8 protein-coding genes are annotated in these 7,951 nt (G+C 47.5%); 3 read left to right on the forward strand and 5 right to left on the reverse strand.

Annotated elements, in window-relative coordinates:
• The 3 genes from BIZ37_RS28315 to BIZ37_RS28325 all read left to right on the forward strand — a co-directional run.
• A partial coding sequence (locus tag BIZ37_RS28315; RefSeq protein WP_187464382.1) for an iron chelate uptake ABC transporter family permease subunit occupies positions 1 to 410 on the forward strand: 410 nt, incomplete at its 5' end.
• A complete protein-coding gene (locus tag BIZ37_RS28320) occupies positions 403 to 1,350 on the forward strand; it encodes an iron chelate uptake ABC transporter family permease subunit (RefSeq protein ID WP_187464383.1) in 948 nt (315 codons plus the stop codon). The genes BIZ37_RS28315 and BIZ37_RS28320, both read left to right, overlap by 8 nt.
• Before the next feature lie 6 nt (positions 1,351 to 1,356).
• A complete protein-coding gene (locus tag BIZ37_RS28325; RefSeq protein ID WP_187464384.1) occupies positions 1,357 to 2,118 on the forward strand; it encodes an ABC transporter ATP-binding protein in 762 nt (253 codons plus the stop codon).
• A gap of 89 nt (positions 2,119 to 2,207) precedes the next feature.
• Here BIZ37_RS28325 and BIZ37_RS28330 read toward each other — a convergent pair whose 3' ends face one another.
• The 5 genes from BIZ37_RS28330 to BIZ37_RS28350 form a co-directional block, all read right to left on the reverse strand.
• A complete protein-coding gene (locus BIZ37_RS28330; protein ID WP_187464385.1) occupies positions 2,208 to 2,777 on the reverse strand; it encodes a 4Fe-4S binding protein in 570 nt (189 codons plus the stop codon).
• A 69-nt stretch (positions 2,778 to 2,846) separates the two neighbouring features.
• Entirely contained in the window at positions 2,847 to 3,500 is a 654-nt protein-coding gene (locus BIZ37_RS28335; protein ID WP_187464386.1) for a molecular chaperone, read from the reverse strand.
• Positions 3,501 to 3,596: 96 nt separating this feature from the next.
• Positions 3,597 to 4,442: a DmsC/YnfH family molybdoenzyme membrane anchor subunit gene (locus tag BIZ37_RS28340; RefSeq protein WP_187464387.1), complete on the reverse strand. Its 846-nt coding sequence runs from the start codon at positions 4,440 to 4,442 to the stop codon at positions 3,597 to 3,599.
• Positions 4,439 to 5,065, reverse strand: coding sequence for a DMSO/selenate family reductase complex B subunit (locus tag BIZ37_RS28345; RefSeq protein ID WP_187464388.1), 627 nt, complete (start codon positions 5,063 to 5,065; stop codon positions 4,439 to 4,441). The genes BIZ37_RS28340 and BIZ37_RS28345 overlap by 4 nt, the downstream gene beginning before the upstream one ends.
• A 12-nt stretch (positions 5,066 to 5,077) precedes the next feature.
• Entirely contained in the window at positions 5,078 to 7,507 is a 2,430-nt protein-coding gene (locus tag BIZ37_RS28350) for a DMSO/selenate family reductase complex A subunit (protein ID WP_187464389.1), read from the reverse strand.
• Positions 7,508 to 7,951: the final 444 nt, after the last annotated feature.

Here is a 7,951-nt window from a genome sequence, read left to right on the forward strand (position 1 = left end):
TCCTATATCTTGCCCTACCCGCCTGCATGGTTGCGTACTACTTCGCCAGCCAATTCAGCGCTGCCAGTGTCGGTGAGAGCTTTGCCAAGAATATCGGCCTGGATTACCAGAAAATTGTCTTTATCGGCGTATTGATTGTTGCCATCCTTGCTTCAACGGTAGTGATGATCGTCGGTGTTATTCCGTTTCTTGGCCTCATTGTCCCTAACCTGGTCGCTGTTTATATGGGCGATAACATGCGCCGTAACCTACCTTGGACAGCTTACTGGGGTGTGGTGCTGGTACTGGCCTGCGACATTCTTGGTCGCTTGATTATTTTCCCTTATGAAATGCCTATCTCGATGATCATCAGTATTTTCGGTGGGGCTATCTTCATTGCTCTCGTTCTGAAGGATAAATCCAATGCGTGATGGTATTAAAGTTTCCCTGCTTGCGGTATTTGGGTTACTCATTACTGCCTACTTCATTGGTCAGGGCCTCAACGCACAGAACTATCAATTCTTCCTGTCTTTACGCCTGCCGAAGGTGATGGCGATTGTGCTAGCAGCCGTTGCAATTTCCACCTCATCACTGGTATTTCAGACCATTACCAACAACCGTATTCTGACGCCTTCGATTCTGGGTTTCGATTCACTCTATGTGATGATTCAAGTGATTATCGTGGTGATGTTCGGCAGTATGAGTGTGTGGTTTGCCGATGCGAAGGTCAATTTCCTGCTGACAACGCTAACCATGAGCGGCTTCTCTATGCTGCTGTTTAGCCTTTACTTCCGCAGGGCCAATAGCAATGTCTTCACCTTGCTGCTGATTGGTATCATCTGCGGGAGCTTGTTTAGCAGCGTGACCAATTTCTTTACCATGATCTTGGACCCGAATGAATTTGCAAATTTGCAAAACACCATGTTCGCCAGTTTCAATAACGTTAACGGACAATTGGTTTACTGGTCGATTATCCCTCTCGGTATTTGCCTTGCGTTGTTGTTCTCTCTTTCCAACAAGCTAGATGTGTTCTGGCTCGGGACGGACAACGCCAAAAGCCTTGGGGTTGATACCCATAAGGTGACGATGCAGGTCATGATGGTAATAACTGTCATGGTTGCTATTTCTACGGCTTTGGTTGGCCCTGTACTGTTTTTCGGCTTGATCGTCGTTAGCCTCACCCGCCAATTGTTTCGCAGTTATCACCACCGCTTCTTGATGCTGGCGGCCAGTACTATGTCGATAGTGCTTCTTGTCGGTGGCCAATGGCTGATTGAGAAGGTCTTTGCCTTCGATACCACCATAAGCGTCATCATCAACTTTGTCGGTGGTAGCTACTTCCTCTTCCTTCTAATGCGTAATAAGTTTTGATTTATCATGATTAAATTAACTGGACTCTCAAAAAAATATAACGACACCTTGGTGGTTAGTGAGGCGAGTGCCCTATTCCCATTAGGAGAAGTGACTTCGATTATTGGTCCGAATGGCGCGGGTAAAAGTACCTTGCTTTCAATGGCAAGCCGCCTGACGGAAAGTGATGCCGGTGAGGTATTGATTGCGGGCAAACCACTCTCACAGTGGGATACCCAAGAGCTTTCCAAACGCCTTGCAGTGCTACGCCAGTCTAATAACATTAATATGCGCTTCACCATCCGTGAGTTGGTGGCCTTTGGCCGTTTCCCGCATAGTAAAGGCCGCCTGACAGATGAAGATAACCGTATCATTGATGAAGCGCTTGGCCATCTAGATATTACCGATATTCAGGATAAGTTCCTCGATCAGCTAAGTGGCGGCCAGCGTCAGATGGCATTCATCGCCATGGTGGTCGCACAAGATACTGACTACATTTTCCTCGATGAGCCACTCAATAACTTGGATATCAAGCACTCTGTCGAAATCATGCAGACTATCCGACGACTTGCCCACAAGATGAACAAGGCCGTGGTGATTGTTATCCACGACATTAACTTTGCATCTTGCTATTCAGATAACATCGTTGCGATGCGAAAAGGTGAAGTGATCAAAAGCGGTAAGGTTGAAGAGGTCATCCAACAGTCAATCATGGAAGATATCTACAATATCCCATTCAAAATCCAAGAAGTTGATGGTAGCCGTATCTGTATGTATTACGGCAGCTAATTCCGCCTTTTACTGACATATAAAAAAGCGGCGAGTGCCCAAAGTTGGATACTCGCCGCTTTTATTTTTACTGTTTCAGGTAAATCGCGTTACCCCTGAACTGGAATAGGCTGTATAGCTGTTAATTCAAAACTGATCGCCCCCATAGGGCAAGAAGAACGGCACTGGCCACACCCTGTGCAGCTTTCTTTGATTACCGCAGGGCGCTTTTCACTAAGATCAATAGCTTGTTTCGGGCATTCTTCTGCGCACATGTCGCAGTAGCCATGCAAAACACGGCGGCAGGCAGCGCTGAAAACAGGAACCATCCCTGTTGAGGCTACATTGTTCGATAGCGCTTTGGTTGGGCAAGCTTTCTGGCATTCACCGCAATCAGTGCAGTAATTGCAATCTAAGTTCAGCTCGGGCATCCCATCAATCATAGAAATGACTTGCTGCGGACAGGCTTTCTCACACTTTCCACAGCCATCGCAGAGCTTAGCTAGCAGTGTTTCATCAACGGCTTGTGGTGGACGGGCGACTTTACGTGTAAAAGGTTCCAGCACTGCGGCGTGATGAGTTTTCTTCACCCCACCCAACAAACCTCTAAATAACCCCCGACGACTCACTTGCTTGTGCTCCAGCACCGCTTTGTAATACTTCTCGCTTTTTTCTTGCAATGACCTGCCCTGCCTTAACTGATATACCCTGCCCCAACGGGCTCACTTAGCTACCTATATTACAACGACTTAACGGTACAGTTTTACAATTCGATAATCAGCTTTGACTAGCTGGGCAAACTGGCGCAGCGTACCTTCCGCAGCGAAGCTGATACCACGGTAAAAATCTGTCTCTGCCTGCTCGCGCATGATATGCAACATACGCGGCGCCCACGTCAGTACATGCTCACTAAGGAATTTTTCCAGAGCACATAAAATCGGCGATGGTTTGTTTTCATCGACCTCTTGCTGCAAAGCCAGTTCGGTTAGGTGAGCCAGAAATGTAAAAATCAAACCGATATGATCTTCTGGCTCGCGCTCACCAGTATCAATCTCGATACCGAACTGAGAATAAAAAGCTTTGATCGCCAAAGTTGGCTGGCCAAAGATTGTCTGCTCTTCAGTCAAGTATACCGATGCCCAAGGGGCCGCTCTAAGGACATCCGGGCCAATGAAAAGAGCCTGGAAGTCATCTGTTAAAGGTTTGAGCTCTGGCTTATTGCCCAATAATTCAAGGCCTTTCTCAACCGAGTCGTTATCGGCATCTAACGGCCACTGTCCAATAAGGTCATTTTGGTAAATAGCATCAATAAATTCAGCCGTTGGCGACTGGTGAAGTGCTTGGTAAAGGAAGCGGCTAACTAGCGATAAGCCTGCGATAGTCTGGTATTGTTGTTCGGTCATATTTTTTCCAAAAAAGAAGGCTGAATAATCAGCCTTCCTTGCTTAATCAAATAGTGAAGTTGCTTCGACGCTCACTTAGGTTGCTGTCACAAGCAATTACATGCCTGAGCTAGCACTGATGTAGACATCATAGAAGAAAGCGCGGCCCATGAACTCTGATACCAATACAAGTACAAAGCTGGCAATCGCGACATGTTTAGCCGTGCTGTTACCCTTCACGGCACTTACTAGCCAGAATAATACACCAGCCAGCAGCAAACCAACACGAGCTAGTGCCAAGCGGAAAGAGTAATCCACCACTTCGAACGGGTTAACGTGAACGTTCAACTGACCTAGCCAGACCAAGTAAGCAGCGTAGCCCATCAAGGCGATAAGGCCAAAACCGGCTGCTGAAACAGCAAGCGTACGGTCTGCCTTTGCACCAAGCTCCCCCATACCGCCTGACTGAGCGCGAAGCATCACTGCGGCAGCAATCGGACCAAGTACCGCAGCAGTCATTAGGAACTGGAACGAAGTAAATGGTGTATTCCAAGTCGGGACTGTCGCCAATGTGTACACATTAGCAATCGCTAGGATAAATACCACACCCAGTACCATAGCAACCGGTAGCAATAGTTTGCGGATTGCAGGCATCAGGTTGAACAAGCGCATACCTGTGTATGCTGCTCCCGCACCACCGAACAGGCTCAAACCAACAATTTCCAAGCTCAACGCACTACCGTGTGCCAAGCCGAACATGACATTGAACATGCGGAACGGCTGGCCTAGGTGAGTCACAGAAGCCACTGCACCGATACCTAGCAATACAAAAACCGCGATAAAGCTTCGGGTCATTGTCTTTGCGTTTGGCTTGAACAGCATTTCAACCAAGCCAAGCGCAATAAACATACCGACAGCAGCTTGAGCTAGTACGGTAAAGAAAACTAGAGATAACTGGCTCATGCGCCCACCTCCGTTGGGTTCTGGATACTACCCTTGGTATCGCCGCTCAACTTGCTGTTTGAGCAAGTGCTGACAATAAGGTTCGGGCTGGTCAAACGTGGATCCGGCAATGGTGCGATATCCGCACGGGCACCGTACTTCTCGCGTAGCTCATGGATAGGGCCGAAGTCGATCGCACGTAGCGGGCAAGATTCAACACAAACCGGCTTCTGACCTGTACCGATACGCTCGTAACAGCCGTCACACTTAGTCATGTGTTTCTTCTCAGGATCGTACTGAGGCGCACCGTAAGGACAAGCCATTTCACAGTAACGACAACCTACACACACATCGCCATCTACCACAACCAGACCGTCTTCTTCACGCTTGTGCATTGCGCCTGTCGGACAAGCCTTGGTACATGCCGGGTTGCTACAGTGGTTACAACTAATAGACATGTAGTAAGCAAACACATCGTTGGTAAACGTACCATCTTCATGCTGCACCCAGTCACCGCCCGCGTATTCATATACACGACGCCAGTTAACACCTACTGGTAGGTCACTTCTGTCTTTACAAGATACTTGACACGTTTTGCAGCCAGTACACTTACTGGTATCAACGTGGAAACCATATTGAGTCATTTACGCTTCTCCTTAGGCCTTGGCTACTTCAACTAGAATGGTGTGCTGTGGGTTACCTTTCGATAACGGTGTTGCACGCTGTGACGTCAGCGAGTTGATACAACCGCCTTGGTCGACACCTTTCTTGTCTGGGCTATACCAGGCACCTTGGCCTAGGGCAGTCACACCCGGCATGATGCGAGGAGTCACTTTGATTGCGACGCGGATTTCACCACGGTCGTTCCAAACTTTAACGAAATCACCGCTCTTCAAGTTGCGTTTCGCAGCATCTAGCGGGTTCATCCAAATACCATCAAATACCGCTTCACGTAGCCACGGGATGTTGTGGTACGTCGAGTGAGTACGGCCTTTGGTGTGATAACCAAATAGCTGAAGAGGGAATTCCTTGGTCTTTGGATCCAAATGGCTTTCCCAAGTTGTTACGTATTGCGGAAGTGGCGTAATGACATCGCCTTCTTTCAACTCCCACTCTTTGGCAATCGTTTCAAGCTTGGTCGAGTAGATCTCGATACGGCCTGAAGGCGTGCCAACTGGGTTTGCCTCTGGATCCTTGCGGAAATCTTCCAGCGCAATACGGCCTTCTTTCGGCGCAACTACGGTATATGGACCTTCTTTACGCAACTGCTCAAGGGAAGGAATGTTCGGGTCTTGCTTCATACGCTCAGCGTAAAGGTACTCAAGCCACTCGTCACGGCTGCGGCCTTCGGTGAACTGCTCGTACAAACCAAAACGCTTAGATAGTTCCGCACACATTTGGTAGGCACTGCGCGTTTCGTAAAGCGGCTCAATTGCACGAACTAGCGGCCATAGGCCTGCCATCGAGCCCGATGAGTAACCATCAGAGCTAACTTCATTGTTTTCGATAGTCGTTACATCAGGTAGCAATAGGTCAGCATGGCGTGCAGATGCCGTCATATGGTTGTCGCATACCACGATAAACTCAGCCAGTGACTCATCTTTGATGATTTCTGCATTACGGTTTAGATCCGCATGCTGGTTCATCAATACATTACCAGAGTATGCAAGAATGAACTTGATTGGCGTACGCATACGCTCGTCACCCTGGATACCGTCAGTCTTGTCGGTCATTTCCTCGTGGCGCCAAATCGCATCACTCCACTTGAAGAACGGGACTTTGACTTTCACAGGGTTAGTACCCACAGGGATACGCGGCGCTGGGTAACCGTAGTTAGCTGGCATATCACCGGTATTGGTACCCGGAAGGCCAATGTTACCGGTTAGGATTGGCAGCATAACGATAGAACGAGAAGTCTGCTCGCCGTTCGCCTGACGCTGGATACCGGTCCCCTGAGTGATGAAACAAGGTTTAGCTGTACCGATTTCGCGAGCAAGCTGGATGATCTTCTTCTCAGGGATACCCGTGATACCTGCCGCCCATTTTGGCGTCTTTTCGATACCGTCAGGACCTTGACCCAAGATATGCGCTTTGTAGTGGCCGTTTGCAGGCGCACTTGCTGGCAACGTTTTCTCGTCATAGCCCTGACAGTATTTGTCTAGGAACGCTTGATCCACTAGGTTCTCAGTGATCAGTACGTGCGCGATAGCTTCAACTAAAGCGGCATCAGTACCTGGACGAATCGCTAGCCACTCATCTTCTTTACCCAGCATGGTATCTGTGTAGCGAGGGTCGATGATGATGGTACGGACATTTTTCTTACGTTGTGCTGAGATATGCTCGTGGATTTCACCGCCACCACTCATACGCGTTTCTGCAGGGTTGTAGCCAAACATGACCAACAGCTCTGCATTTTCAATCTCTGTGGTATAAGAGCCGTAAGCTGCTGCCTTTTTGTCACCGTAGGTGAATGGCAGGGCGAACATGATCTGGCCCCAGCTGTAGTTTCCGTAATAGTCGAGGAAACCACCCATCATATTGAATAGTCGCTTGAAGCAATCCTTACCGTCAGTACGGTAGCCTTGGGTACCCGAGCCGTAAGTAATAAAGATAGAGTCGTTGCCATACTCTTTGATGGTGTACTTCAGCTTGTCAGCCATCAAGTCCAGCGCTTCATCCCAGCTGATACGCTCGAAACGCCCTTCGCCACGCTCACCGACACGTTTCATTGGGTATTTAAGGCGGTCTGGGTTGTAAACACGGTGCTTGATAGAACGGCCACGCAGACACGCACGGATTTGGTGTTTACCAAACTCGCTGTCGTCACCACGGTTATCCGTTTCGATCTGGGTAATTACACCATCTTTGGTATGTACGCGAAGCGCACAGCGGCTACCACAGTTAACCATACAGGCAGACCAAACTGTGTTTGTCTCGCCTGCAACCTCTTCTTTAGTTTTAGCAACCGCTTTTAGCGGAAGGCCAGAACCGACAGTAGCTGCAGCACCCCCAACAGCGGCACTCCACTTAATAAAGCTACGGCGCTTCATTGGCGAAAGAATTGCTTCGTTTATCCAGTTTTTCATATTGCGACCATTATGAATGAGGAGTAAAACCATCCATTTGCGATTTGTTTTATAAAAACAATACAAATCAAAATGGGTTGTTTTAGTTATTTATTATGCGGCTGATACTAAAGTAGTAATAGTCACAAATTAATGATCCCCATCAATTTAAGACACTATGTGATAATAAATTAATGCAAGCACGTATTTTTTGAGCAACAAACATGAAATATGTACAGAAATATAATATTGGATATGAGATAAAATCGGCCATTAATGACATAAACCCCTACCATTACTGGACATTGGCATTGATAATCAAACGCAAACGAGAAATGAATTCAATGGAAATATATCATTAATAATATTTCATAATATATCTTATTCTTTAATATCCACTTCTTTAAAATAGATTTATAAATTAGAAAACAGCAACTTGGAATGTATAATAAATCTACTTAAAAC

Origin of the sequence: Photobacterium sp. BZF1 (genome assembly GCF_014349205.1) — a bacterium.
Taxonomy (GTDB): Bacteria; Pseudomonadota; Gammaproteobacteria; order Enterobacterales; family Vibrionaceae; genus Photobacterium.